This is a genomic window from Methanobrevibacter sp. UBA212 (assembly GCF_905233225.1).
In the GTDB taxonomy this organism is placed as follows: domain Archaea; phylum Methanobacteriota; class Methanobacteria; order Methanobacteriales; family Methanobacteriaceae; genus Methanocatella.
Window position 1 is genome coordinate 1 of sequence record NZ_CAJODJ010000020.1, and the last position, 26,427, is coordinate 26,427.

A 26,427-nucleotide genomic window follows, 5' to 3' on the forward strand; every position below is an offset into this window, starting at 1 on the left:
GGTTTACTTTAAATTTGTTGCCTATTGCGAATTCTTTAACTAGATTTTCACGGTAAATACTATACTCCAATGTTTTATTATACACAAAAGCACTGGCATTAATATTAAACCATAATTCCTTTTCCATCTCTTCATCAGGAACAAATTCAACCTTATCCGTTAAAATAAATGTTTTATCACACATATTCAACATCTTTTTTTACATTTTATTAAAATTATAAAAAAAATCCTAAAAACATCATCTTAATGACTAAAAATAATCCTAAAGGATTGTTTTTTTTAGAATATTATTATTATGAAACCGTGCTTAACAAAGAAAGGAAAAAAATTAACTTATTGAAGTTTTTCCCCCATCTTTCTATATAGATTATTATAACATACATATAATATAGCATTTATCCGAGAGCATTTGAAAACTAATCTCACCACCCCATCCACATAAAAAAAAATATAGACACTATCCACTAAAATGTGCAATTCATCCCCGAGAATTCTTGCACAATAAAGTTAAATATTAGATATATTTTTATAATAAAAAGAATATAACTAATAATAATTTTATTATTTTTATCTTTACAGATATATTAGGGGAAATTAAATGCTAAACAATCCATTGGTAAAAAAATCATTGTCTAAAATCGTTGAAAAGGAACATGAAGAAAATCTTAAAAAAAGATTTAAAGAATATTATCCGGATGAAGAAACCCCTGAAGGAATTGATACCCTTATACGAGCATTAAACCTATCACAGGAAGATATAGAATATATCGCTAAGGATATACAGGACACCGTCGAAAAAACCATCATTCCTATAATCCAGGCATTGATTGACGGCATTGAAACTGATGAAGAGATATCAAACAAAACCGAAATCAAGTTAAATATCGTTAGGAAATTTTTATATAAGCTTTATGATTTGAAAATCGCCAATTATAAAAGAAGCAAAGATCCTGAAACCCAATGGTACACCTATTCATGGAAATTTGACGAAGATGAAATGATCAGGCAAATAAACGAAGAAGGCGAAAAAGAATTGAATGAGCTTAATGCCAAACTGGAATACGAAGAGAACAACATGTTTTTCGTCTGTCCTTTAGGCCATGTGAGATACAATTTCGACGAAGCGTCAGACGAAGAGTTCCTGTGTGTCTGCTGTAAAGAATTGGAATACCAGGACAACAGCGAAATAATCAAACAGATCAAAAAGGACATCAAATTAACCAAAAGTGATTTAAATTCATTTAATAAAAAGATGAAAAAATAGATAGAATGGAAATTAAATTGCTTGAAAAGGAGAACACTCCTGAAAACGTTATCCAGCATTGCAAAGCTGTCTGTAAAAAGGCTATGAAAATAGCCGCTAATTTTGATAATGCCGATAAAGACCTGATACGTAAAGGCGCATTGCTGCATGATATCGGAAGATCCAGAACCCATGGAATAACCCATGCCATCGTTGGAGTTGAAATAGCTTCAAAATATGGCTGCACCGCTGATGTGCTGAATATCATTGAAAGGCATATAGGTGCGGGAATCACCGCTGAAGAGGCTGTGAAGCTTGGACTTCCTGAAAAATCCTACATTCCCCAAACCCTTGAGGAGAAAATTGTTGCACATGCGGACAATCTGATAAGCGGCACCAGGGAAGTGGATGTTGATTTTGTCATTGAAAAATGGCAGAGAACCATTGAAGACAGCGCTGACAATATTGAAAGATTGAAAAAACTTGATGATGAATTGATAAAGGCTTTTGAGGAATAGTATGAAGGTAATATGTTCAAGTGAAGAGTCCCTGTATCGCCCGGAAGCGGTCAGATGGAGACAAAGGATGGAAATGATGGAACCGTTAGGAGACACTGTTGTGCTGTTGCCGTGCAGTATGAAAAAACCATACTCCAATTCCAAATCCCATCAGAAGTTCAGAAAGCTGACAAGGTCATTTCAGGAGCTTATCGTAACCTCCCCTTTTGGAATCTGTCCGAGGGAACTTGAAAATACTTTTCCAATCCAGTCATATGACGTGAGCACAACAGGCTCATGGTCAGCAGATGAGATTGAGGAAAGCGGTAGGCTGATAGCGAAATACTGCAAAGGCAAAAACATTGTGGCCAATCTTGCCGGAGGCTATCTTGAATCATTGGAAGCCTATGTCGATGATTTTGTGAACGTCTGTGCAGACGAACGTCCGACCTCACCGGATTCACTTTATAACTTAAGGATGGAGCTTAAGAATCACCAAAGGGTGAAGGGAAAAGATAAAAGCCTACACGGACTCAGATCCATTGCAAAATATCAGTTTGGAGAAAACGGTGATGAATTTATCCCCGACAATGTCAAGACCAAGGGAATGTACCACAAAAGAATCTTATCCGATGGCACCCAACTGGCTTTATTGAATAAGGATTACGGATTATTCAGACTGAACCTGGCGGGAGGAGAAATCTTAAAAGACCTGGGAATCCATATTGTGAATATCGATTTTGACCTCCAAACAAATACTGTTTTTGCACCCGGAATTGAAAAAGCAGACCATAAAATCATTCCGGGCGACGAAGTGGTTATTGTTCGTGACGACACCGTTGTTGGAGTGGGCAGGGCAGTAATGACCGGCCGTGAAATGGAAGAATGCAGCAACGGCATCGGAGTTAAATTAAAGCATCGTCTGAAAAAATAACAACATATATAAATAACATTATTAATAATTATAAATACATAAATTATAGGAGAATTATTATGTCAGAAGATTTAGTAAATGATATTAAAGACGCTATTACTCCAATTAATGACCCACACATGGGAATAAGTATTGTAGAAATGGGTATTGTACAAAATATTACCGTTGAAGGCGATCAAGCTGAAATTACTCTTAAACCAACCAACCCAGGTTGTATGAGTATTACACGTATCGCTGCTGATGCTAAAATCAGAGCTGAAAACGTTGAAGGAATTGAAAAAGCAATCATTACCGTTGAAGGACATGCCATGGCAGAATCCATTAACGAAATGATTAACAGATAATATTTTAATTTTTTAATTAAATTCTATATTTAACCGAAAGAGTTATATATAGTAATAAACATAAGTATTAGTGTTGACAGTTAACTGTCACACAAATCTCATAGGCTAGTGGCACAGCTTGGTTAGCGCGCTCGGCTGATAACCGGGAGGTCATGGGTTCGAATCCCATCTAGCCTACTAAACTATTTTTTTTCAAGAATTTTTCAATTTCCTGACAATTTTATCGACAATTTTTTTACAAAATTTTATATATCCCATTCAACAAATATTATCATGAATGTACAAAAAGTAGGAATGATGATTAAAATGTGGGAAAAAGTTAATGAAAAATTCAAGAAATACCCTGCAAGATTAAGGGTTGCTGAAAAAATGATCGAACTTGGACTGTCACTAAAGGATGACGGCAAGATCTACTGCGGAAACCTGAAAATAAGCGATAAGGCACTTGCAAGTGCAGCTGAAGTTGACAGACGTGCAATCAAATCAACAATCGAAATAATCAAGGATGATGCAGAACTGTATAACCTCTTCAGCAACATCATACCTGCCGGAACACTTCTTAAAAACATTGCCAAAAACCTTGAATTGGGAGTAATAGAAATAGAAGTGGGATCTGAAAGCGAAGGAATATTAGCAAGCACTTCAAATTTAATTTCAAAAAAAGGAATAAGTATCAGACAGGCTTATGCTGAAGACACCGAGCTTCAGAAAAACCCTATACTGACAATAATTACAGAAGAACCCGTTGAGGGCGAACTGATAAATGAATTTTTAAAAATAAAAGGAGTAACAAGAGTGTCTATCTACTGATTCTCAGCATTCATTCTTGCCTGTTCCATTTCTCTGTCTTCTTCTTCAAGAACTTCTAAAAGTTCTTCCCAAGCTTCTAAAGATTCTTTAGCAGCTTCTTCAGTTAATTTTTCTATTGCATAACCAGCATGGATTAAAACGTAATCTCCAACCTCTACCTCAGGTAAAAGGTCTAATTTTGCTTGTTGTCTTGCTCCACCAAAGTCAGCATATAACCAGTTATCTTCTCTGTTGATTTCAACAACCTGAGCGGGTGCTGCAATACACATAATTATCCATCTCCAAAATTTAATATATTATTAATATTAAAAGTTTGTATTATATAAAACTATCTAACAGAGGAATATTATGAAAAATATTGTTATCGGATCAGGCCCAGCAGGAAGATTAGGGTCTTTAGAGCTTGGAAAACTAGGTGAAGACGTTACTTTAATTGAAAAAAATCATATTGCCGGAACATGCCTGAACGAAGGATGTATGGTCATTTGTGCACTTACAGACATTACCAAATTCATCGATGAAAACAACAGGTTCAACAACCACGGATTTTTAAAAAGCCAAATTGAGATTTCATACGATAAAATCGTTGAAAAAATTAAAGAAACACAAGTCATGCTCCGTAAACTTAATCAGATGGAAAACGAAAGCGTCGGAAATAATGTAATTTATGGCAAGGCCAGCATTGAAGGAGATACAGTTGTCGTCGGCGGTGAAAACTTTGAATACGATAACCTGTTAATAGCAACCGGTGCCCGCCCATTCATCCCCGATGTCAAGGGAAGCGAGTTCGGACTGACCAACAAGGACATCCTAAAGCTTGAGGATGTTCCCGAAAAGCTGAACATTATCGGGGGAGGGATCATTGCCTGTGAGATTGCAAACATCTATGCAACACTCGGAAGCGAGGTCAATGTCCTTGCAAGAAGCACATTCCTGAAGGAACTCGGAGAAAATGCCAAAAAATACGTCCTGGAAAAAATCATTCCAGATGTCAACATTCTGGAAAACACTAGTGTGAGTGAAGTCTTTGAAGACAAGGTCCTCACAGACAACAACGAGGAACTTGATGGAGTTCCGTTTTTCGCCACAGGCAGAACACCAAACAGTGAAATCGCTGAAGGATTTGTTGAGCTGAATGATGACAAAACCATTAAAGTCAATGAAATGATGCAAACCAACCTAAGTAATGTATATGCTGCAGGTGATGTTACCGGAGGATATCAGCTGACCCCAGTAGCTAGAAAGGAGGGCATCACAGCTGCAAGGAATATGGCAGGATATGGAAATAAGATGACCTACGATTGCATTCCTCAAACATTGAGTCTGAACATGGAAGTGAGTTTTGTCGAAAATGAAAAGGTGAGGTTGAGCGATGATGAAAAGGCAACAATTTCATTTCCGGGAATTGGCGGTCCTGGCGCATTCTGGAAAATACTTAATGCAGAAACAGGTTTTACAGAAATAGACTTCGACAAAAACAAAAACAGAATAAATAAAATCAACCACATTTCCCCGTCTTCCGTAAGCGATGTGGCATATCTCTCATACCTGATGAGAATGGATTATGACCTTGATGACTACGGGGAATTCATAGAGATACATCCGTCAACTGATACAAACTATAAAATAATCAAAAACATGTGGCTGTAATGCCACTATTTAACTCTTTTTAAGATGTCTTCCGCCAAATCATCAGCGGCGGCCATGCACTGCTTACCATATACCAAAGCCTTTTCCCGCATGGAATCATAATTCTTGAAGGCCTCATCAATGCTTTTACAGACATCCTCAACGCTTGACTCAATCATTGCACCCTTGAATACGCCTGCCATGTTCTGGTATCTTCCCCATTTGATGCGTGCAAGGGCAACAATAGGCTTTCCATTGGTAAATGCCTCTTCCAATGAGACTCCATCATCAGTCAGGACAGTCAAGTCGGCAAACTTGAACAGGTGATTGATCCAGTCAATGTATCCCACATACACAATCTTTTTCTCATCGATAAGCTCGCCGTATTCCTCCTTTAAAGGAAGTCCGACCAAAACAAGATTGTATTCATCGGTCTTATCGGCAACAATGTTGATTGCGTCAATCATTCCCTTAAATATGGATGAACCTGATGAGAACACGATTGTCTTTTTGTTTTCATCAAAATTAGGATATTCCTTCAATTTTTCAAGCGCCTTTGCCTCAACACCGTCACCCATGTTTTCAGCCAACGGGTAAAATGCCTTGGCAGTATTTTTTGGAAGCTCGTCCCATCTGAACATGTTCAGTTCAGGCAAAATGTAACACTGATTGAATTTAGGACATACCTTTGAATCGAGAGGTGTTGAAATCATGGAAAATGTCGGCTTTCTTGCAACCTTGCCTCCAAGGGAGGCAACAATGGCCCCTCCGCCCAACACGCCAACTACAAAATCGACCTTTAACTTTTTAATAAGGCTTCTTGCCTTAAAGGTGGCAACGATTAATTTTGAAGCCCCTTTAACGGCGGACAGTTTGGTTGCGGAATGGCCTCCGGCGTGAGGAACTGAAATCCTGTGCCAGTTGTAGCCATGCTTTTCAAATAATGTACCGTGAGCGGACTCGTCCAGGGCGATTTCGCACTCGACACCCTTTCTTTCAAGCGCTTTCATTGCATTCAATGCGGTCATCGCATCTCCGCCAAGTCCCCTTCCTGTAACAATAAACAAACATTTCATAAAACTCATTCTCCCTTACCTAAACGAGGAATATAATCGTCGGGAACATATCTTGTATAACTTGATGCATGAGGATTGTAAAGAAGCCTTCTGAATCCCAATGAAATCAAAAGAGGATTTGTGACGTTATGCTGTTTGTCTTTCAGTATCCATTTCCTGAAAAGGTCACCCAATCCCCCTCCAGTTAAAACATCCATAAAGTAATCACCAAATGTGGGATAAACTATTCCCAAATTATGTCTGAAGAATATCTTCAGGTTATTTCTTCTGACAAATGCAATGAATGCTGTGGTTATGATTCCGAACAGCAGGACTCCAACCAGTCCTCCCATGATATAAAATGCTATGCCCAATGAAACTCCGAACACATGATTTCCAACTTCTCCCAACATGATCTTTCCGGAAAAGTCGAGCGGAGAGTAGGCAAGACAAACCACAAGGAGCAGCAATGGAGTATAAATTGCAGGCAATTCCTCAGCAGCAGGTGAACCGATAAGAACCATTACAATAATTGTCAGAACTGACATTATGATTGTCACTATACAGCAGGACCCCGGCTGCATATCTGAAATATTCAAAGGCTGGACCATCAATGCAACAAATATTGCTGAAACTCCCATTCCTTCAAGTATTCCTATAATCATGACCAATAGAATTCCTATTCCTCTTGAAAGCTGACCCCATTCAACTCCAAACGGAGAAGGCTTTCTTCCGAGGATATCATCGATTAGTGCAAAAATACCTATTATCAAAATAAGATTGTTATATCCGGGCAGCATATAAAAAGACAGTACAATTGCCGGGACTATGCCCACTGCACGCGGAATTCCTCCCCTCACATTAGGAAAGAGGTTTCCCAAATATCCTCTTTTTCCTAAAAAGCGGAATATTATGTCTATTACTGCCGTACCTACTGCAGTAACAACAAAAACATATATTAATGCAAAAAATATCGATGAATACATCATAAAAATCACTAATTAAAAAAATCTTACTTATAAGTTATAATTTTTTTAATATATAAATATTAATCAATCTGATATCTTAAAATAGCGGCCATTCCTCCGAGGCTTTCCAGCTGTTTTCCGCCTTCATGTTGGCTGCTGACAACCATTACCTCACCTTTCATGTTCTCAACCATGTCCATGGCCTCACCCATATTTTCGCTGGCCACTTTAGTGTCCAGAATCAGCAGCTGAGAAACGGCACCCAAATTGATTGCATTTTGAGTCTGTCTGATACCGTATGCTATCTTTGAGGAATTCCTTCCTATTTCAGACAACAGATTATTGACAGCACCCATTTCCAGAGCCACACGGTTTTCCGCAGTCAGCTTTTCAACGGTTCCCTTCCTTAAAACCTCGTTGATTCCGTTTCTTCCGCCGGAACCTGTTGATTCGACTATTGAAATCTTTGCCAAATCAGAGTGCTTGTCTTTGAGATAATCGTAAAAATCGTTTTTGAAAAATCCCGGCCCTGCAATGACTATGTTCTGGATTGAATCGAACTTGACGATTGACTCGATGACCTTTTCATAGAACTGGACGATGTTTTTCTGCCGGTTCTTGTCGACGATTCTCTTTCCTGAAACATGTCCCTTTATCGGACCGTAATACTCGATTCCGAACTGCCTCATCAAACCCAGTGTTGCAGTGTCATCCTCCAAGGCCACAATGATTGCGGACAGCTTCTTTGATGCCTCGATTGCCTGGTTTATCCTTTTGATTGCCCATTTCGGCCACCTTGATTTTGTAATCTTGAGCGGAACATTCAGCTTTACCTCAAGGGTGTGGTGTGATCCGAGAGGTATCAGGTCATCGGGACCTCTTGTGATTACTCCGGTCAGCCTCAACTTACCGGTGAAGAGGTGAAACGAAATGCTTTTGATATCCAAACCTAAATAGAATGTCTTCTTTACTCCCCTGTCGCCCCGAGTCTTGTCTCCGGTGGTGTCCTGAATTCTGCGTGTTGTCTTTGATGAAGCATTGTCGCCAACTTCTATGATGTGTGACAAGTGCCACAAATCGTCCAATGTTTCGGGGACAACTTCAACAATTCCTTCCTTTTCATTTTCTTTTACGATTCTCATAATTCAAAATAATTTATCTTGTTACTAATTTATATAATATATTACTGAAAACTATTAATGATTAAAATGAATGTTGGAATTATAGGTGGAAGCGACGGTCTGGGTAAGACCCTAATCTATTATCTCAGAGACGACTTTGATGTATACATTACCGGCCGTGACCACAAAAAGGGCAGGCATGTTGCAGATGAAATGAACGTGAATTATATTGAGTCCAATGAGGGGCTTGCAAATATAAGCGATATTTTAGTGGTTTCGGTGCCGATTCAGCATACCTGCGATGTCATCCGTGAAGTTGCGCCTTTCATGAAAAGCGGATCGGTCATGATTGATGTCACTTCAGTCAAGGAAGGCCCCACAAAGACCATGGGCGAAGCGCTTCCCGAAAGCGTGGAGTACATTCCAACACACCCAGTATTCGGTCCAAGGACAACAAGGCTTGACAATCAGGTAATCGTATTGACTGCAGACAGGAAAGGCAAATGGTATGAGAAGGTTTATGATTATCTGGCACGCAAAAACATGAGAATCATTGAAACCAGTGCCGAAAAGCATGATTTCATGATGAGCATAGTTCAGGTTCTCACCCATTTCTCATTCATTTCAACAGCTTCAGCAATCGAAAAGCTGCGGGTCGACATATCCGAGACCGAAGACTATGAAAGTCCAATATACAACCTAATGATTGATATGATTGCCCGTATCGTATCCCAGAATCCATATCTGACATACAACATTCAGTCAATGAACAGCAACGGAGACAAAATCAGGAATACCCTTGCCGAAGCGGTCCTGGAGCTGAGGGACGTCATCAACAACGGCGATGAAGAGGAGTTCATTGACATTGCAATCAAGGCCACAAAGCATATGGGAGACATCACAAACGCTTTGGGTAGAAGTGACAAGGCAATCGGTGCCCTGAGCTACGAGTACAGCTATCTGAATGAGTCTGTCGGAGAGGAAGTTGGCCTGAAACATATCTATTCAGGAAAAATCCATGTCGGAATCCTTGAAAGCATTGACGGCAAGACAGCAGTGTTGAGAAACGGAACCAAAACCAAAAAGCTTCGTATAGCAAACATCAGGATTATGCTTCCGGATGAACTTCACCAGTGGAAGATTGAAAATCTGAAGACAGTGACAAAAAGCATCAGCTGCGTATTTCCGAAGAATGTCAATGTCGGCATCATCCAAAAAACTGTGCTGATGCATGACAATATATTGAACATAAAATTAACCGATGCCTATAACGGCCCGCAAATCGATGACGATTCGGTCAGCCTGACTTTTGAGATTACCTCATTGACCAAAGACGATATTGACCAGGTCAAGGTGCTCTTCACAGGCTTCGGCGGAATAATCAGATAATTGTTTTATAAGATACGAACAAATATTAAAGTGTCTAAAAGTAATTAAATTTTCATTTTGAAAATGAAAGTTTGATTATTACTATTTTTTATTGTTAAAATTTTTAATCATGATTTAAAATTAACAATAGCCATATTATTATCCATTAAATAAATCAGCTGCTTTTTGATGGTTTTGAAAAATCCATAAAACCGAAACCTTTATATAGTAAGACATACACAGATTACTTTGTCAATAAAGTTACAAAAAGTAACAAAAAGATTTTGACACATTACATTTACATACATTACAGCCGAATGGAGATGATAAAAATGGCAGATAAAGAAATCACATTAAAAGTTGCAGAAGCAATTTCACAAAAGGATGTAGGCCAGGGCGTTGCAAGACTTGATCCAAACGTCATGGACGATTTAGGAATCAATGAAAGAGACCTTATTGAAATTGTTGGTGAAAGAAGAACTGCAGCTATCGCTCTTCCTTCACAGACTGACATAGGACTCGGAGTAATAAGAATTGACGGGCTTGTCCGTAAAAACTCCGGAGCCACCATCGGAGGAGAGGTCACAATCAAAAAGACAAAAGCAATCGAAGCGAAAAAGGTTGTTTTGGCTCCAATCGAAAACAACATTCGCGTGCAAGGTGACGTTCGTGGACTCTTTGCCGGAAAGGTGATGGTTCAGGGAGACATCATCGGATCCCAAATCAGGGCACCAAGACCAAGCATGGGCTTCAATAGCCTGTTTGACGAATTGATGGACTTCACCCCTGCAATGAAAGAAATCAAGTTTGCAGTAGTCTCCACCAGTCCGAAAGACATCGTCATTGTAGGTCCAAACACCGAAGTGCAATTGCACGAAACCCCAGTGGACGTGAGCAAAATCGAAGGTGTCGGAAACCTTGTTGATGTTAGCTACGAGGACATCGGAGGGCTAAAAGAGGAAGTCAAAAAAGTAAGGGAAATGATTGAGATTCCTCTCAAAAGACCTGAACTCTTCGAAAAACTTGGTATCGCTCCACCAAAAGGGGTATTGATGCACGGACCTCCTGGAACCGGTAAAACATTACTGGCCAAAGCGGTGGCCAGCGAAAGTGATGCCCACTTCATTGCAATAAATGGTCCTGAAATCATGAGCAAATATGTGGGCGGATCCGAAGAGAACCTGAGGGAATACTTCGAAGAGGCAGAAGAAAACTCCCCTTCAATCATATTCATAGATGAACTCGATGCAATCGCTCCGAAAAGAGAAGAAACAAACGGCGAAGTTGAAAGAAGAACCGTTGCACAACTCTTAACCCTGATGGATGGGCTCAAATCCAGAGGCCAGGTGGTGGTAATCGGTGCAACCAACAGACCTGATTCACTTGACCCGGCGCTCAGAAGACCTGGAAGGTTTGACCGTGAAATCGAAATCGGGGTACCTGACTCTGAAGAGAGAAAAGAGGTTCTTGAAATCCACACAAGAAACATGCCTTTAGCTGATGACGTCGACCTTGAAAAAATCGCAAATACCACCCACGGATGCGTAGGGGCAGATCTGGAGTCATTATGTAAAGAGGCAGCGATGAGGGTTGTAAGAAGGATCCTTCCTGAAATACAAAACGATGAGGAAATCCCAAAAGAGGTCATGGAAAAAATCGTCGTTACAGGAGACGACTTCAAAAACGCACAAAAGGAAATTCAACCTTCAGCGCTCAGGGAAGTTCTCGTTCAAATCCCGGACATCAAATGGGATGACGTCGGCGGTCTTGAAGACGTGAAACAGGAGCTCAAAGAGGCTGTCGAATGGCCACTGAAACATCCTGAAACATTCCAACGCCTGGGAATAAGACCTCCAAAAGGAACATTATTATATGGTATCCCCGGAACAGGTAAGACCTTGCTTGCAAAAGCCGTTGCAAGCGAAAGCGAAGCGAACTTCATCTCAGTCAAAGGCCCTGAACTCCTCTCAAAATGGGTTGGAGAATCCGAAAAAGGCGTCAGGGAAGTATTCAGAAAAGCTAAACAGGCTTCACCGACAGTGATCTTTTTCGATGAAATCGATGCAATAGCCAGTACCCGCAGCGGAAATGACACTGACAGCGGTGTGACAAAAAGAGTCGTGAACCAACTGTTAACTGAAATGGACGGTTTGGAAGAGCTTGAAGACGTTGCAATCATTGCGGCAACCAACAGGCCGGACATTCTGGACGCCGGTTTGATGAGACCTGGAAGGTTCGACAGACACATTCAAGTCAAAGAGCCTGATGAAGAAGCAAGAATATCCATCTTTAAGGTACACACCAAAGGCATGCCTCTGGCGGACGATGTGGACATCAAAAAACTAGCTAAAAACACTGAAGGTTATGTGGGAGCAGACATTGAAGCTGTTTGCAGAGAAGCTGCAATGCTTGCCCTAAGGGATGACCTTGAAGCCAGTGAGATCACATACAAATACTTTAAGGATGCAATCGACAAGGTGAAGCCTGGAAACAAGCTCCAGGATGAACAACTAGTTCAGTACATGTAGGGAAGAGATCAAACTTCCCTATTTTCCTCCAAGTTATTATATATTTAGTTTCTAACCATATTTAACCTCGGGAAAGATACGGACATCTTTCCCAACCTCCATTATATTTACAAATTTCTCTACCGTTTTGGGAAGATATGGAATCTTCCCATCAACCTCTATTACTATTTTTGATTAGGCAAAATATATTCAAAAGGCAATCTTTTATTTTTATCTGGAAAATTATGGAATCTTTGCGGTTTATAGGTTATTTTCGGACGAAGTCTTATTCCACTGATGGGATACTTAGGATTGTATCCGAAAAGATTAATGTAAAGATCGATTTCATCAGGACTGTATAATGGATCATATTTTAACTTTTTATAAACTTCATATAACGCTCTTGTATCATCAATGGCCCTGTGGAAATTTACTTTTTCAAGTTCATAATGCTCAACAGCATTATTCAACCTGTGAGGATATTCCATACGGTCTTTTACCACTGTAAGCGTATCCAACCAATCCAAATTCATTACAATCTCATCTGCCTCATCTGGATAATGTCTTCTCAAGAGATAATAGACAAATGACAAATCAAATTGGCAATTATGCGCAACCATCAATGTGCCTGGAGTTAACCTGTTTTTCAAATCCTCTGCTATCTTCTCCTCACTTATCCCCCTCTCATCCAACATTTCATCGGTAATTCCTGTGATTTGAGTAATTTTTTGAGGCAGCTTTTCATTTGTTCTTATAAATTTGTCATAGTCCCCTACAATTTCGCCATCAACGACAGTAATCATAGCCAATTCTATTATCTGGCAAGTTGCAGGGTTTAATCCTGTTGTTTCAGTGTCAAAAAATATTATCTTCATATTTACACTCTAAATCAGTTTATGTGGAGCATCGCTTTTGTCCCTTGGATAATCATTGGTTGTCAGCGGCTTTCCGATATGCTCAAGCCTTATATCCAGGAATCTTCTGCCGTCCTCACTTGCACAGAAAATCGGAACCTTCACTCCATAATAATACGGTTTATTCTCATCGGCATAGTCTGAAACCGCCTTGGATGCACATGCAGTAACGATATCCGCATTTTCAAACAGCATTTCCACCTCATCAGGACTGGCTCCTGTGGTATGGGCCACAAATATGTAAACGTTAACGTCATCATCGACAGGATAGTTTCTGATTTCCTCAACCATTGGAGACGGAAGTATTGTTATTGCAATATCCTTATATCCCTTGTCCAGAGCTATCTTCAAGCCTTCAAGCTGATTCAGCTCGGCAGTTTCAGGATTCAGGATTAAACAATCCTTTTCCTCAAGATTTTTAATTACCTCCGGAATCGGTGTTGTGCTTACAAGGCCGGAGACTCTTCCGCCGACTCCCTGAACAATGCGAGGATTGGTCATAAGAAGTGTCCCCGCACCGTCACATGCGCCGACTACACAGTCTATGTTTCCCTTTTCCATGTTGGTCTTGAGGATTTCTGAAATGCCCACTGTCACCAGGTCGTCCATCTCGATTACCCTTTGCGGTGTGCACATTCCAAAGTCCCTGATTCTGAAATTGATGTTTTTCCTTATGAATTCCTCGTTGAGCTCATCCACCTTATGCATCGCATGAAACATTGGGCAATATTTCATTTCGGATTCGCCAACTTCTGTTATTTCGCCGTTTTCGATTACTACACGGACTTTTCCTAACGTTTCTATGACATGTCTATCTTCTACCATATGACCACCGTTATGTATTAATATTTGATAACCACTATAAAAAAAGATAATGTTTAGCGAAAATTGAAAAAATCCTATATACTTTAACGAAGATAACTATTATTGATTAGTCAACATGAGGGATAAATTTGACTCAGAAAAGTGAAGCGCAAAAAGGTAACATCACTCCCGAAATGGAGTGCGTAGCTCAAAATGAAAACATAGATGTAAAGAAACTAGCTAAATTGATTGACAAGGGACTGGTAGTAATCCCTAAAAACGTCAACGGCCATTCAAAACCCTGCGGTATTGGGGAAGGCCTTACAACCAAAATCAATGCAAACATCGGTTCGTCATCAAAAATCGATGATCTGGAACTGGAAATCAACAAGGCAAAGCTGGCCCAGGAATACGGTGCGGATGCCCTGATGGACCTCTCAACAGGATCTGATTTGAAGCTTTTCAGACAGAAGATAATGGAAGCGGTGGACTTGTGCATCGGAACAGTGCCAATTTATGAAGCCGGCGTCGTTACATTAAACAAGAATAGGGAAATCATTGACATGGACCCTGACGACATATTCAAAGCCATCGAAAACCAGGCAAAGGAAGGGGTGGACTTCATGACCCTCCACTGCGGAATCACAAAGGACCTGGTGGAAAAGCTCAAGGCAGCAAACCGCATGATGGGAATAGTGAGCCGTGGAGGAACATTCATGGCATCCTGGATCAATCACAACGATGAGGAAAACCCTCTTTTCAAGAATTACGATTACCTTCTGGAATTATCCTATGAATATGACATCACATTATCACTGGGCGACGGCCTTAGACCGGGATGCCTGGCCGATGCAAGCGATATCCCTCAAATTCAGGAACTGGTCAACCTTGGATCCCTTGTCAAAAGGGCACAGGACGCCAACGTGCAGGTGATGGTGGAAGGACCGGGCCACATGCCATTAAATCAAATCAAGGCAAACATGGAAATCCAGAAGACAATATGCCACGGCGCTCCTTTTTATGTGCTGGGACCTCTGGTGACAGACCTTGCACCGGGCTATGACCACATCACCGGAGCAATCGGAGGAGCCATAGCGGCAACAGCAGGGGCAAGCTTTCTGTGCTACGTGACACCTGCAGAGCATTTATCCCTGCCAAGCCTTGAAGACGTCAAGGAAGGAATTGTCGCATCCAAAATTGCAGCCGAAGCGGCAGATGTTGCAAAAGGTCTGCCACAGGCATGGCAGCGTGAAAAGGCAATGGCAAAGGCAAGAAGGGAATTTGACTGGGAAGCGCAGTTTGACCTTGCCCTGGACAAGTCAAAGCCTAGAAAATACCGTGACAAATGCGAACTTGATGACAATGAGATGTGTGCGATGTGCGGAGAGTACTGCGCAGTCAAAATAGCCAAAGGAGATTTTTAGATGAAATATCAGGAACTGGTGGATGTCTACTCAAGTCTGGAGGCAACCACAAAAAGGCTGGAGAAAACCGACATCATTGCAGATTACCTTAAAACCCTTGACTCAGACACCATAGAAAAGGTTGGGCTTCTGATTTTAGGGACAGTATTTCCTGCATGGAGCTCAGAGGAAATCGGTATCGGAGGAAAATTGGTCGAAAGGGCAGTTGCAGAAGCTGTCGGAACAACACAGGCCGCAGTCGAGGATGCAGTCCGTGATGAGGGAGACATCGGCCTTGCATGCGTGAAGCTCTATGCCAAAAAGTCACAGATGACATTCTTCTCACAGCCCCTCACAATCGATTTCGTATTCAGCAGCCTTCAGAAATTATCCCAGATTTCAGGATCAAGGTCCACCAACCGCAAGATTGCAGTTCTTCTGGAGCTGCTCTCACAGGCCAGCGCAACTGAAGCCAAATATCTTACCCGTACAATCACAGAAGAGTTAAGAATAGGCGTTGGAGATGGAATTGTCCGTGATGCGATTGCTCAGGCTTTTGATATCGACAAGGCAGTGGTTGAAAGGGCACAGATGCTCACCAATGACTTTTCGGTCGTTGCAAGAACCGCCAAGGAGGAAGGTGAGGAAGGCCTTAAGAAACTGAATCTGACACCGGGAACACCGGTCAAACCGATGCTTGCGCAGCTGGCACCGCCGCTAGATGAAATCATTCCCGAAATGGGAAGGGCACTGTGCGATACAAAATATGACGGCATAAGACTGCAGGTACACAGAAAAGGTGATGAAATCAACATATTCACACGAAGACTGGAAAACATTACCAATGCACTGCCTGAAATCGTCGAACTCTTCGATGAGCACCTGCCTCATGAGGACTACATTGTAGAAGGGGAAGTGATTGCCACACGTGATGGCAAGCCTTTGCCTTTCCAGAATGTCCTTCACCGTGTTAGAAGAAAGCACAATGTGGAAGAGGCAATGGAAAATGTGCCTTTAAAATTATATCTCTTTGACGTGATGTATTATAAGGTTCCGATGATTGACGAACCTTTGAAGGAAAGAAGAAAAATCCTTGAAAGCATTGTTGACACATCAGTTGACGAGATGAACCTGAGCACAATGAAAGTTGGAACTCCGGACAACATTGAAGACATTCAGGGACTGTTCGAATGGTCAATCAACGAGGGCCATGAGGGAATCATGATCAAGGACTGCTCAGAACCGTATATTCCAGGACTCAGAGGCAAAAAGATGCTCAAATATAAGGCAGAGCCTGAAACACTGGATATGGTCGTCATCGGAGGAACATACGGTATCGGAAAAAGGGGAGACTTCGTCGGCTCATACCTTGTGGCGCTTAGGGATGAAAACAATGACTTCAAAAGCATAGCACTGGTCGGAACCGGCCTTGACGATGCAACCCTCGAATATCTCACAGGCAGAATGAAGGAGCTTGAGATTTCAACAAAGGGCCGTGAAATCAAGGTCGAGCCAAAAATAGTTCTTGAAATCGCATTTTCAGAGATTGTGGAATCCCCTGAATATGAAACAGGATACTCACTGAGATTCCCCGTCGTCAAAAATATCAGAAAGGATAAAAGCCCAATGGATGCGGATACCGTTGAAAGACTGATTTCCATGTATGAAACCGGAAATTAGAATATGATCTTTTTAAGTTCCTGAAGATGTTCTTTGGTACAATGAGTATATTTCATGATAAGTTCATCATCAAAGGAATATTTTTACATATTAAGGATAATTCTATCCTTAACTTCTTTACAACCTTCTTTATAACCTTGAGTATAACCAGAATCGAACACATACTCCCGTTCAGTTTGAATAAACAACTCTTCAACAGACATCTGCATAACAACCACCAAATTAACCTTAATTAAAAACAAAAATGAAATAATCAAGAAAATATATCATTTACTTTCTAAAAATTTTGTTTTAAGTTCCTGAAGATGCTCCCAAGAACAATTTGTAACTTTTACAATAAATTCATCATCTGCAAAATTTTCCAACATATTCATGATAATTTCATCTTCATTTTCTTTTTTACCTTTTTTAACACCTTCTTTAATACCCTGATCGTATCCAGAATCGAACTGATACTCCAGTTCGGTTTGAACAAACAATTCTTCAACAGACATCTGCATACATACCACCTCATTCAATTTATCTTGTTCCTCTTTTGTCTTAACGAAATTTTCTATCTGAAAAGAGATTAGCGAATCAATGACAACTCTCCTATACTCAGCGATATAGTCAATTTTTTTCAGAACGCTGCAAACCCTTTTAAGAATTTTCTCCTTGGAACTGTCCTTAACAGACAAAGTGACGAATATCAATGTCAATTCATCCTGGACGGTGATTTTCTCATTATCATTAACTTTATCTTCAATAGTATTTAATTCTTTGGGCAAGCCCATCTTCTAGAGATATTTGATTATGGGAGCAAATACAATCGACCGTCCGATTTCAACAGTTTCCTTACATGAATCGGGATTTGCAAAACTAATGATGAAACTGTCCATAATGGCTCCTATCTCTGCAGATTTCAAATTGTTATACTCCCAAATCCTGCTTAAAGTATCATCATTAATATCCTTAACTTCAAATTCCCCGTTCTGCAATGTGTTATCATCAACCAGCGCCAGCCTGTCCAATCTCCTATGGGCACCGTACAGCGTATGGACCTCTGTTCCCAGTTCCCTGATGATATTTTTGTATTCTCCGAAATATTTCAGAAAATCATCTCCGTAAGTGGAAAAGAGAATCTTGGATGTTTTGTCATATAATCTATCAATCATTTCATTATCTCCAAATAATTTTTCTGAGAAAATTTACGTAGTTAAGAGTTGAATTGCGAATAATAAATAGTTTTTGTTGCAAATGAAAGCAATTTAACGCTTTAAAGTCAATATTGCAAGGAGACTGCAAAAATGATTTAAAAAAAATTAGTTGTCCGGAAGAGCCTTGACCCTGCCGATAACATATTTGGTCAAAGGATATACGATGATTTCATAGACTGTCTTGACGATTGCCTGAACAAATATCATTGCAATCAGAGCCTCTGTAGGCATGGTTTGAAAGAATGCGATTGTGATGTATATCAGCGCATCCATACCCTCCCCGAAAAATGTTGAAACGATGCATCTCACGAACAATTTTTTCTCATCAACCCTCTTTAGATAGACCATTACCTTTGCATTGACAAGGCTTCCAACGAGATATGCGATGAATCCAGCTATCAGCAGCCTCCATGTTGAGCCCAAAACTATGGCATAGGCCTCTGAATTTGTAAAGAATTCAGGTGCAGGCAGCCATATCGTAACGGTAAAGCAGATTACCGCAACAAGATTCATGAAAAATCCTAAAAGGATCACCCTTCGTGCCTTTTCATAGCCGTACACTTCAGCCAAAAGGTCATTGATGATGTAAACCACAGGAAAGATTATGACACCGCAGGGAAGGACAAAGGAGAAAAAGGAAAAAGTCTTTCCCGCAATTATATTCGATACAATCAGACAAGCAGTGAAAACACCCGCTATGATTGCATACAAGTCGGTTTTTGTCAAATCTTCAAACATGATTATACTATATTTCCAATCCTACATAAATTTTACAAGTCAAAATCCTATCGAATATATCCATTCCAAAAAACAACCATGAAATCATGGAAATCACAGACGACAAACTATTGAAAATCGCACTCATAACTTCACTTGTCGGAATCATAGGTTTGATAGCTTTCACTCCGACAATAGAAGTCAAGGAAGTTGACATCAAGGACATAAACCGTGGAATGATTGATGAAGAGGTAAGGCTTGACGGGGTAATCAGCGACATCGCCCAGTCAAAATCGAAGACTAGCTACTTTTTAACCATCAATGACGGGGAGGCGCAGATACAGCTGATCATATTTGAAAGCCAGGTCGGCGAAATACAGTCCAGAAACATTGACATTGAGGATTTCAGGGGCCACAAGGTAGAGGTTGTTGGAACGGTCACCCAGTACAACTCAGAGATGGAGCTGATTTTATCGAGCGGGGACAGTCTGAGGATGGTCAGCTAACAATATCTTTTTATTTATTGAATATCAAAAATATTATAGAATAAATTAAAAGGAATTTAAAATATGTCTGATAAGAAAAGATTATTCGGAACTTTTGGAGTTAGAAGAACCGCAAATGATGTTCTTACTCCTGAATTCGCATCAAGGCTTGCAGCCTGTTACGGCACATTAGTCAAAGGAACCGTTGCTGTGGGTGGAGACACCAGAACCTCCACTTTGATGTTAAAGCAGGCAGTAACTGCCGGCCTTTTGTCAAGCGGATGTGACGTGGTGGACTTGGGAATCCTGCCTACTCCAGGTGTTCAGTATGCAGTCCGCAAGTACTATGACGGAGGAGTGATGATAACCGCTTCACATAACCCTCCACAATACAACGGTCTCAAATTCCTGGACGAAGACGGTATCGGAATACCTGACGAAATGGACATTGAGATTGAAAGGCTGTACTTCGATGCCGAACCTGACCGTGTAGAGTTCCATGAAATCGGCGAACTTTACCAGAATGACAAGGTAATCGACGAATATGTTGATGAAGCCGTTTCCAAGGTGGACGTGGAAGCCATCCGCAAAGCCAACCTGAAGGTTGTTGTGGACTGCGGATCCGGTGCGGGATGCTTTACAGCACCATACTTAATCAGAAAATTAGGCTGCGACGTGACAACCCTTAACTCACAGCCTGACGGATTTTTCCCGGGACGTAACCCTGAGCCTATTGAGGAAAACCTGCAGGAACTGATTCATGTCGTGAAGGAACTCAATGCAGATATCGGCCTTGCACATGACGGAGACGCCGACAGGACCATCTGCATCGATGAGAACGGAAGCTTCGTTTTGGGAGACAAGACATTCACTCTCGTTGAAAAGCAGATGCTTAAGGAAAACAATGGAGGAACCATCGTCACCACCGTTGCAACATCCCAGGCAATTTACGACGTTGCCGAAGAATATAACGGTGAAGTGATAGCTACTGCCGTTGGAGACCTGCTTGTTGCACGTAAGCTCAAGGATGAAAACGGACTGTTCGGTGGAGAGGAAAACGGCGGTTTGATTTTCCCTGATTTTGTCTATGGAAGGGATGCAGTGATGACCGTTGCCAAAATACTTGAAATCGTTGCAAAAGAGAAAAAGCCGTTGTCCGAACTTGTGGCAGAGCTTCCGGTTTATTACGCAAGCAAAACAAAAATCGAATGTCCGGACGATGAAAAGGAATTCGTCATGGCAAGCATCGCTGAAGAGATTCAAACAACCACTGACTTCAAGCTTGACCTGACTGACGGAGTCAAAATCCTGAAAGAGGACGGCTGGGTAATTATCAGACCTTCCGGAACCGAACCTATTTTCAGATGCTTTTCAGAGTCAGACTCACAAACAAAAGCTGATGAGATGACAGAGTGGGGACTTGGTTTAATCAAAAAATACAAAAAATAATTAACCATTTCTCACCCAATTTTTCTTTTTATTTTAATGAAAATTACGATTAATTAAATACTAGTTTTTGATGATAACTTTAATTTAGTGATAGCTGTCTTTAATATAATAAACTTGTTTGTAAAAAAATAGAAATTGAAAAGCGATAATCTACATGTAGATATCTAAAAGTATTCCAAACATTCCTCTTTGAGGAAAAACGCATCTTCATTGTCAGGACTTCTGAGCAGAACCTTGTTGAAACTGTCAACTGCCTCTTCAAATTTGCCCAATTCCATCAGAACCACACCTTTATTGAGCAGAAAGTCGATATTGTTCTTTTCAAGCTCAATTGCCCTGTTGAAACATTCCAGTGCCTCATCGAATTTGCCCAAATCGATATATGCATTTCCCATCCTGTTGATTGCGGCCGCATCGACCTCAGAATCGTCCAGACACACTTCAACCGCCTTGTCAAAAGACTCGATGGCCTCTTCAAGCATTCCCATATCGCTCAAAAGGTTTCCGCGGGAATTCCAGACCTCAGGGTTTTCGCCGTCAATGACAATCAGCTTGTCATAGACCCTTAATGCATCGTCATACCTTCCAAGCATCTCCAGAATGAATCCTCTCCAATACAGAACAATAGGACTGCTTGGACGATAGTTATAGGCGATGTTGCTCACTTTCAATGCCTCATTGATATTGCCGGAATTCAAAAGCGCAATAGCCTTGTTGTTGAGGATATAAATGTTGGCAGGCTCATATTCCAAAGCCTTGTCATAACACTCGATGGCTTCAATGAACTTTCCAAGCCTTGAGAGGTTGTCTCCCTGCTTGTTTAGAAGATACACATCATGAGGATCCAGCCTGAGGGCAGCCTCATAGCACATTGTTGACTTGTCGAACTTTCCGCTGTCAAATAGAATGTCGGCCCTTTTTGTAATCATGGCCTTCTCATCAATCTTGTCCCCTCTCCATTCGTCGATGTCGATTTTTTCAAAATAGATTATCTGAAATTCATCATTCGGGTCAATCCTGCCGCCATACATTTTCTTGAATTCCTTAAGCATGTCCTTGGAGTCCTTAAATCCCTCCTCGACGGCAAGCTCATCGTTGTCTCGGATTTCAGAAAAAGGAACGGTTTCAATGCCCGTTACAAAAGCTTCAAAAATCTTCATCTTTTCCTTTGAAACCAGATTCCAATAGCAATATAATCTGTCTCCAACCTTTAGCGGTGTCTTCCATGCCTTGCGTATGGTGCGGGTCTTTTTACCTGTGATTACATCAATATCATTACTTGAAAATGACAAAATCGGCATACTAAACACTTCCTAAATTACCTGTTCCCCGAATTCGCCTGACTTGACCTTGACGATGCCGTTGAAATACGGCTTGATTTCACGGGCAAGGTCGGCCAGCTCATGAGGGTTTGGAACCTCCACCTTTTCAAGGGCAGGGTCGAGAACGTTTTTGTTTCTGAACTGCTGAATGGTATAAACTTCAGCCTCTATCTCATCAACAAGATTCATAATATCCTTTTTAGTGTGCAAAGTCGGAACATAAGTTGTCCGAATCTCCAAGTGAACACCAGCTTCGTTAATCAATTCCATTGATTTTTTAACCTGAAAACCAATGTTTGCTCCTGTTATCTTTCTGTATTTTGAAAATGTTGTTTTGACGTCAAGTGAAACATAATCCAGCAAATCCAAATCCAAAATCTCTTTAAGCTTGTCCGGATAAATTCCGCTTGTGTCCAATTTTGTCTTAAGGCCCTTTTGGCGAACATACTTCAATATCTCAATTACTGCGTCTGTCTGAACTAAAGGTTCTCCACCGGAAATCACAATAGCATCTAAAAAATCAGCTGATGAATCTATTTCATGAGTTATCTCCTCAAATGATTTTTCAGTATTATCCTCCAACAATTCCACATTATGGCAGTATCTGCATGCCAATGGACATTTTGACATGAACAGAACCAGGCTCATATTTCCATGGAATTCGACAGAGGATATTACGCTACCGCCTACATACATTAGTTTAAAACCTCTTTTAAAATTTCAATAAATTTCTTATCTTCCTCAAGAGTGCAAATGCTGATTCTAATCCAGTATTCGTCCAAACCCTTAAATGAAGTGCAATCCCTTACGATGATTCCCTTTTTCATAAGTTCAAGTGCCAGTTCGCTTGCTGTGAATCCAGTGTCCTCAACGCGAATCAGCATGAAGTTTGACTTGGACGGGAAAACATCCAATCCTTCGATTTTTGAGACCTCATCATAGAGGTATTGCCTTGACTCGATTCCCTTTTCGATTGAATCTGAGATATAGTCCTTGTCCCTGAAGGTATTGAGGGCTGCCACGAAAGACAATCTTGTAAGGGAAAACACGGGCTTGATTCTGTGCATGTACTCAATTATCTGTTCACATGCAAGTCCATATCCTATCCTCATGCCCGCAAGGCCCAATACCTTGGACATGGTACGTATTATAAAGATATTGTCGAATTCATCGATCAGATCCTTGTTTGTAACTTCTGAGTATTCAAAATAAGCTTCATCTATGACAATCAATATATCAGGATTCCTTGATGCGATATCTGCAAGCACATCTTTTGCTATGAGTGTCCCTGTAGGGTTGTTGGGACTGCAGAGGAAAATCATCTTTGTTTTGGGAGTGATCGCCTCATAAATCGATTCTGTGTCCAGCTCATTTGCATCCAAATCCCATTTGGCATATACGGGTTTTGCACCGTACTGCTTCAGCAGATATTCATAATACATATATGACGGCAATGGAACTATGAATTCATCTCCGTTGTCGATGAATGTCTTTGCAAGCACGTCAATGACTTCATCGGCACCGTCACCTCCAATTATCACCTGGGAGTCCCTGACTCCGGAATAATCTGCAATCTCAGATACCAGTTCATGCAATTGGGATTCCGGATATCTGTTGATTGATGCTATTTCCTCCTGAATCGCCTTCATGGCCTTTGGAGACGGGCCCCACGGATTTTCATTAGAACCCAATTTGATGATGTCCTCCTTTTTAAGGTTGAAGTCTGCTGCAATCTCATCCTGGGATCTTCCCGGAACATATGAATCCATTTCTTCTACAATTTGCCTTGCTTTCATAGTTTAATCTTCCTTATACTGTTTGGAAAGTTTTACGTAATTATCCGCATTCTTCTGAATCATTTCAATCTGTTTTGGAGTGACTTCCTTTACGGCCTTTGCCGGAACGCCCAATATCAGGCTTCCTTCCGGGAATTCCTTTCCTTCACTCACAACTGCTCCTGCTCCGACAATTGAGTTTTTGGAAATGTGCGCACCGTTCAATACTGTGGCGTTCATTCCGATTAAAACATTGTCATCAAGTTTGCATCCGTGCACAACGGCACCGTGGCCCACTGAAACGTTTTCACCCATTTCAACAGGGAAACCTTTGGTACAGTGAACTACGCAATTGTCCTGAACGTTGGAATTGTTTCCAATGGTTATGGAATCCCTGTCTCCACGAACGACAGCTCCAAACCATATTGATACGTCTTCACCTAATTCAACATCGCCCATTACCTGTGCGCCTGAGCATATTACAACAGATTCTTTCTTATTTACCATAATATCGCCAAATTATTTATGTTTATTATTCTTATCCTGAATGATATGATTCTGTTTTACCAGCACTCTTGTATCGGAGGGTACATCATCATACAACAAAACCCCTGAACCGATGGTGGAATTGTGGCCCACCTTTACGCCCGGTGAAAAGCTTGAGTTGATACCTGTCTTTACGGCATCCCCAATGATGGATCCGAACTTACGCCTTCCGCTGTCAATCATCTGATTTTTGATTTTGGTCTTAACCGAACGGTTGTCGAAACGCAGGTTTGCAATGTTGGTTCCGGCAGCTATATTGCAGTTTGAACCGATTACTGAGTCTCCGACATAGCTCAAGTGGCTGACATTGGTGTTTTCCATAATGATGGAATTCTTAATCTCAACGGCGTTTCCCACATGGACATTGTCTCCCAGGTATGAATTTCCACGGATATAGGAGTTGGGGCCTATGTCGCAGTCCTTTCCAATGTAGACATTTCCCTCAATGTAGACTCCGGCCCGGATAATGCTTCCCTCATCCAAAAATATTTCCCCGTGGATGTGGGCACCATCCTCGATTTTTCCCATGATTTCGGTTTTGAGCTGTCCGATCAATTCTTCGTTGACTTCAATCAGTTCCCATGGCCTTCCGACATCAATCCAATCCTTGTCTGTTTTGTGTCCCATCACCTTTTTGCCGTCAGCAATCTGCAGGGAAACGGAATCGGTAATCTCATACTCTCCACGTTCGGAAATCTCTGTCTTTTCAATCTTGTCGAAAATGTCCCTATTGAAAATGTAGATACCTGCATTTACAAGGTTGCTTGGGGCCTCTTCCAGTTTAGGCTTTTCCACAATGCTTTTGATGTTTCCATCCTCAATTTCAACCACTCCAAAAGCGGAAGGGTTCTCAACTTCAGTCAAAAGCATCAGGGTATCCGGATTTAAATTTTCATATTCGTGAATGAATTCGTTGATGACATCATTGTCCAGAATGATGTCCCCGTTAAGCACAATCAGGCTGTCATTGATGAAATCCTTACCGTAGCTGATTGCATTGGCGGTTCCCAAAAAGTCCTCCTGGGTCTGGTAATATATGTTTACCCCGAAGTCACTGCCATCACCGAAATATTCCCGAACCATCTCTTCCTTATACCTGACAATCAACAAAATGTCAGTGATTCCATTATCTCTCAATGATTCGATATTGTATTGAATGATAGGTTTTCCGGCAACCGGCAACATGGTTTTAGGCTTTGTAAGTGTTAATGGCCTCATTCTTGAACCTTCACCGGCACTTAAAATAATTGCTTTCACTTTTATTATCCCCTTAAAATTATCTAATAATATTATATTTTTAGTTCCTTTACTTATAAAAAAATTTTGGATAGACAAATGAAAATTATTAAATAATAGTTATAATAAACTAAAATCATATTAGCTATGCTAATAGCAAAAATTTTAGGAGATTATAAAATGACTGTTTATGTTTGTTTACATTGCGAATACAGATTTGATACAGAAAAAGGCGACCCTGCTTACAACATTCCTGCTGGAAAAACTCCTGCAGACATGCCGGAAGATTGGGTTTGCCCAGAATGCGCAGCTTTAGGTATTGACGCATTTATCGTAGAAGAAGAATAAGCGCTTCTTCTATACTTTTATTTTTTACACTAATTGCCAAAAACATCATCATAATCATCTATTTTCACTTGCAATC

Annotated in this window: 28 protein-coding genes and 1 tRNA gene; 14 read left to right on the forward strand and 15 right to left on the reverse strand. The window is 40.8% G+C overall.

Annotated features, from left to right (window positions below):
• The coding region (locus QZ138_RS06710; protein WP_292887784.1) for a helix-turn-helix domain-containing protein at positions 1-184 on the reverse strand (184 nt) is incomplete at its 3' end.
• 573 nt (positions 185-757) lie between these two features.
• On the opposite strand from QZ138_RS06710, the gene tfe reads away from it, so the two are divergent.
• From tfe to QZ138_RS06740, 6 genes are all read left to right on the forward strand, one after another.
• The gene (gene tfe, locus QZ138_RS06715) at positions 758-1,264 is read left to right on the forward strand and encodes a transcription factor E (RefSeq protein WP_292600744.1); all 507 of its coding nucleotides are present in this window, start codon (positions 758-760) and stop codon (positions 1,262-1,264) included.
• Between the two features lie 5 nt (positions 1,265-1,269).
• On the forward strand, positions 1,270-1,761 hold the full coding sequence (locus QZ138_RS06720) for a TIGR00295 family protein (RefSeq protein ID WP_292887786.1): 492 nt from the start codon (positions 1,270-1,272) through the stop codon (positions 1,759-1,761).
• A gap of 1 nt (position 1,762) precedes the next feature.
• The gene (locus QZ138_RS06725) at positions 1,763-2,674 is read left to right on the forward strand and encodes a DUF5591 domain-containing protein (protein ID WP_292887788.1); all 912 of its coding nucleotides are present in this window, start codon (positions 1,763-1,765) and stop codon (positions 2,672-2,674) included.
• A 59-nt stretch (positions 2,675-2,733) separates the two neighbouring features.
• Positions 2,734-3,018 (forward strand): iron-sulfur cluster assembly protein, encoded by a 285-nt coding sequence (locus tag QZ138_RS06730; protein ID WP_292600700.1) that lies wholly within the window; start codon positions 2,734-2,736, stop codon positions 3,016-3,018.
• A gap of 102 nt (positions 3,019-3,120) precedes the next feature.
• Positions 3,121-3,195, forward strand: a tRNA-Ile gene (locus tag QZ138_RS06735).
• 117 nt (positions 3,196-3,312) lie between these two features.
• A complete protein-coding gene (locus QZ138_RS06740) occupies positions 3,313-3,828 on the forward strand; it encodes an amino acid-binding protein (RefSeq protein ID WP_292887857.1) in 516 nt (171 codons plus the stop codon).
• Here the strand turns inward: QZ138_RS06740 and QZ138_RS06745 are convergent.
• A complete protein-coding gene (locus tag QZ138_RS06745; protein WP_292600698.1) occupies positions 3,822-4,097 on the reverse strand; it encodes a HypC/HybG/HupF family hydrogenase formation chaperone in 276 nt (91 codons plus the stop codon). The two genes, QZ138_RS06740 and QZ138_RS06745, sit on opposite strands and share 7 nt — an antisense overlap.
• 79 nt (positions 4,098-4,176) lie before the next feature.
• On the opposite strand from QZ138_RS06745, the gene QZ138_RS06750 reads away from it, so the two are divergent.
• On the forward strand, positions 4,177-5,478 hold the full coding sequence (locus QZ138_RS06750; RefSeq protein ID WP_292887790.1) for an NAD(P)/FAD-dependent oxidoreductase: 1,302 nt from the start codon (positions 4,177-4,179) through the stop codon (positions 5,476-5,478).
• Positions 5,479-5,483: 5 nt separating this feature from the next.
• Here QZ138_RS06750 and QZ138_RS06755 read toward each other — a convergent pair whose 3' ends face one another.
• From QZ138_RS06755 to QZ138_RS06765, 3 genes are read right to left on the reverse strand one after another with little or no spacing between them, the layout of a single operon-like run.
• Positions 5,484-6,533 (reverse strand): glycosyltransferase, encoded by a 1,050-nt coding sequence (locus tag QZ138_RS06755; protein ID WP_292887793.1) that lies wholly within the window; start codon positions 6,531-6,533, stop codon positions 5,484-5,486.
• A gap of 5 nt (positions 6,534-6,538) precedes the next feature.
• Positions 6,539-7,501, reverse strand: a complete 963-nt coding sequence (locus QZ138_RS06760; RefSeq protein ID WP_292887859.1) for a cell wall biosynthesis protein — start codon at positions 7,499-7,501, stop codon at positions 6,539-6,541.
• Positions 7,502-7,560: 59 nt separating this feature from the next.
• Positions 7,561-8,622 (reverse strand): mRNA surveillance protein pelota, encoded by a 1,062-nt coding sequence (locus QZ138_RS06765; RefSeq protein ID WP_292887796.1) that lies wholly within the window; start codon positions 8,620-8,622, stop codon positions 7,561-7,563.
• Between the two features lie 57 nt (positions 8,623-8,679).
• On the opposite strand from QZ138_RS06765, the gene QZ138_RS06770 reads away from it, so the two are divergent.
• Positions 8,680-9,990, forward strand: coding sequence for a prephenate dehydrogenase (locus QZ138_RS06770; protein ID WP_292887800.1), 1,311 nt, complete (start codon positions 8,680-8,682; stop codon positions 9,988-9,990).
• A 311-nt stretch (positions 9,991-10,301) separates the two neighbouring features.
• Complete coding sequence (locus tag QZ138_RS06775; protein ID WP_292887803.1) at positions 10,302-12,497, forward strand: CDC48 family AAA ATPase; 2,196 nt, start codon at positions 10,302-10,304, stop codon at positions 12,495-12,497.
• Between the two features lie 164 nt (positions 12,498-12,661).
• On the opposite strand, the gene QZ138_RS06780 is transcribed toward QZ138_RS06775, so the two are convergent.
• Positions 12,662-13,351 (reverse strand): PolC-type DNA polymerase III, encoded by a 690-nt coding sequence (locus QZ138_RS06780; protein WP_292887806.1) that lies wholly within the window; start codon positions 13,349-13,351, stop codon positions 12,662-12,664.
• Positions 13,352-13,360: 9 nt separating this feature from the next.
• On the reverse strand, positions 13,361-14,215 hold the full coding sequence (locus QZ138_RS06785) for a methanogenesis marker 8 protein (RefSeq protein WP_292887809.1): 855 nt from the start codon (positions 14,213-14,215) through the stop codon (positions 13,361-13,363).
• A 128-nt stretch (positions 14,216-14,343) separates the two neighbouring features.
• On the opposite strand from QZ138_RS06785, the gene thiC reads away from it, so the two are divergent.
• Both thiC and QZ138_RS06795 read left to right on the forward strand, forming a co-directional pair.
• The gene (thiC, locus tag QZ138_RS06790) at positions 14,344-15,618 is read left to right on the forward strand and encodes a phosphomethylpyrimidine synthase (RefSeq protein WP_292887811.1); all 1,275 of its coding nucleotides are present in this window, start codon (positions 14,344-14,346) and stop codon (positions 15,616-15,618) included.
• Positions 15,619-17,277 (forward strand): ATP-dependent DNA ligase, encoded by a 1,659-nt coding sequence (locus QZ138_RS06795; protein WP_292887814.1) that lies wholly within the window; start codon positions 15,619-15,621, stop codon positions 17,275-17,277. It begins immediately after the preceding gene.
• A 266-nt stretch (positions 17,278-17,543) separates the two neighbouring features.
• Here QZ138_RS06795 and QZ138_RS06800 read toward each other — a convergent pair whose 3' ends face one another.
• The 3 genes from QZ138_RS06800 to QZ138_RS06810 all read right to left on the reverse strand — a co-directional run bounded on the left by QZ138_RS06800 (position 17,544) and on the right by QZ138_RS06810 (position 19,211).
• Positions 17,544-18,050, reverse strand: coding sequence for a hypothetical protein (locus QZ138_RS06800; protein ID WP_292887817.1), 507 nt, complete (start codon positions 18,048-18,050; stop codon positions 17,544-17,546).
• A 3-nt stretch (positions 18,051-18,053) separates the two neighbouring features.
• Positions 18,054-18,431 carry a hypothetical protein gene (locus QZ138_RS06805; RefSeq protein ID WP_292887820.1) on the reverse strand — a complete coding sequence of 126 codons (378 nt, stop codon included), beginning with the start codon at positions 18,429-18,431 and terminating at the stop codon, positions 18,054-18,056.
• A gap of 147 nt (positions 18,432-18,578) precedes the next feature.
• A complete protein-coding gene (locus QZ138_RS06810; protein WP_292887823.1) occupies positions 18,579-19,211 on the reverse strand; it encodes a queuosine precursor transporter in 633 nt (210 codons plus the stop codon).
• Between the two features lie 86 nt (positions 19,212-19,297).
• On the opposite strand from QZ138_RS06810, the gene QZ138_RS06815 reads away from it, so the two are divergent.
• Together QZ138_RS06815 and glmM are read left to right on the forward strand one after the other, a co-directional pair.
• Positions 19,298-19,696, forward strand: coding sequence for an exodeoxyribonuclease VII large subunit (locus QZ138_RS06815; RefSeq protein ID WP_292887826.1), 399 nt, complete (start codon positions 19,298-19,300; stop codon positions 19,694-19,696).
• A gap of 63 nt (positions 19,697-19,759) precedes the next feature.
• Entirely contained in the window at positions 19,760-21,124 is a 1,365-nt protein-coding gene (gene glmM, locus QZ138_RS06820) for a phosphoglucosamine mutase (protein WP_292887830.1), read from the forward strand.
• Between the two features lie 164 nt (positions 21,125-21,288).
• Here glmM and QZ138_RS06825 read toward each other — a convergent pair whose 3' ends face one another.
• Genes QZ138_RS06825 through glmU form a run of 5 tightly spaced genes read right to left on the reverse strand, consistent with a single transcriptional unit; the run spans position 21,289 to position 26,030 of the window.
• A complete protein-coding gene (locus QZ138_RS06825) occupies positions 21,289-22,425 on the reverse strand; it encodes a tetratricopeptide repeat protein (RefSeq protein ID WP_292887833.1) in 1,137 nt (378 codons plus the stop codon).
• 12 nt (positions 22,426-22,437) lie between these two features.
• On the reverse strand, positions 22,438-23,142 hold the full coding sequence (locus QZ138_RS06830) for an anaerobic ribonucleoside-triphosphate reductase activating protein (protein WP_292887836.1): 705 nt from the start codon (positions 23,140-23,142) through the stop codon (positions 22,438-22,440).
• The gene (hisC, locus tag QZ138_RS06835; protein ID WP_292600656.1) at positions 23,142-24,242 is read right to left on the reverse strand and encodes a histidinol-phosphate transaminase; all 1,101 of its coding nucleotides are present in this window, start codon (positions 24,240-24,242) and stop codon (positions 23,142-23,144) included. Before hisC ends, QZ138_RS06830 begins: the two co-directional genes overlap by 1 nt.
• A 3-nt stretch (positions 24,243-24,245) precedes the next feature.
• Positions 24,246-24,728: a gamma carbonic anhydrase family protein gene (locus QZ138_RS06840; protein WP_292887839.1), complete on the reverse strand. Its 483-nt coding sequence runs from the start codon at positions 24,726-24,728 to the stop codon at positions 24,246-24,248.
• 12 nt (positions 24,729-24,740) lie between these two features.
• A complete protein-coding gene (glmU, locus tag QZ138_RS06845; RefSeq protein ID WP_292887862.1) occupies positions 24,741-26,030 on the reverse strand; it encodes a bifunctional sugar-1-phosphate nucleotidylyltransferase/acetyltransferase in 1,290 nt (429 codons plus the stop codon).
• 153 nt (positions 26,031-26,183) lie between these two features.
• On the opposite strand from glmU, the gene QZ138_RS06850 reads away from it, so the two are divergent.
• Complete coding sequence (locus tag QZ138_RS06850; RefSeq protein WP_292600652.1) at positions 26,184-26,351, forward strand: rubredoxin; 168 nt, start codon at positions 26,184-26,186, stop codon at positions 26,349-26,351.
• The last annotated feature ends 76 nt before the right edge of the window (positions 26,352-26,427 follow it).